Origin of the sequence: Brevundimonas sp. (assembly GCF_023259385.1) — a bacterium.
Taxonomy (GTDB): domain Bacteria; phylum Pseudomonadota; class Alphaproteobacteria; order Caulobacterales; family Caulobacteraceae; genus Brevundimonas.
In genome coordinates this window covers 1-641 of the sequence record NZ_JAHFPF010000336.1, presented here as the reverse complement: position 1 = coordinate 641, position 641 = coordinate 1, and the positions used below count along the sequence as shown (strand labels likewise).

Annotated in this window: 1 protein-coding gene and 1 pseudogene; both read left to right on the top strand. The window is 65.5% G+C overall.

The window, feature by feature from the left end; genetic code table 11:
• The first annotated feature begins 1 nt into the window (after position 1).
• A complete protein-coding gene (locus Q0C81_RS17840) occupies positions 2-196 on the top strand; it encodes a Trm112 family protein (RefSeq protein ID WP_035309883.1) in 195 nt (64 codons plus the stop codon).
• A gap of 199 nt (positions 197-395) precedes the next feature.
• A pseudogene (locus Q0C81_RS17835) lies at positions 396-641 on the top strand (glutathione synthase); the annotation flags it as partial.

Genomic DNA, 641 nt, shown 5'->3' with positions numbered 1-641 from the left:
AATGAGTGACGCCTTCAACACGCCCGTCTCCGTCGATCCCCGCCTGCTGGAGGTGCTGGTCTGCCCGGTCACGCGCGGCAAGCTGACCTACGACCGCGACGCGGGCGAACTGATCTCCGTCGGCGCCAAACTGGCCTATCCGATCCGCGAGGGCGTGCCGATCATGCTGGCCGAGGAAGCCCGTCCGCTGGACTGACTTATACTCCGCTCATCCCGGCGAAAGCCGGGACCCAGTGCTTTGGGCGAAAGGTCGGTGTGGTTCGCACAGCCTTGTCCCCACGCACTGCCGAGCGAAAGAACTGGGTCCCGGCTTTCGCCGGGATGAGCGGATGGGGGTTTCACCGGTGTTCCGGCGTTCCCATCCCGTAAACCCGCTACATAGAGAAGGCCTACCGATGTTGAAAATCGCCATCCAGATGGACCCGATCGAGGCCGTCGACATCGCCGGGGACACCAGCTTCCTGATGGCCGAGACGGCCCAGGCGCGCGGGCATAGGCTGTGGGTCTATGATTTCCGCACCCTGGCGCTGGAGGAGGGCCGCCTCTACTGCCGCGCCCGGCCGATCACCGTGCGACGCGAGGTCGGCAACCACGTCGATTTCGGCGACTGGGTGAAGCTGGACCTGGCCGAGGACGTGGAC

Coding starts and splice junctions, on each gene's coding strand:
- Q0C81_RS17840 (WP_035309883.1), top strand. CDS start 2: ATGAGTGACGCCTTCAACACGCCCGTCTCCGTCGATCCCCGCCTGCTG.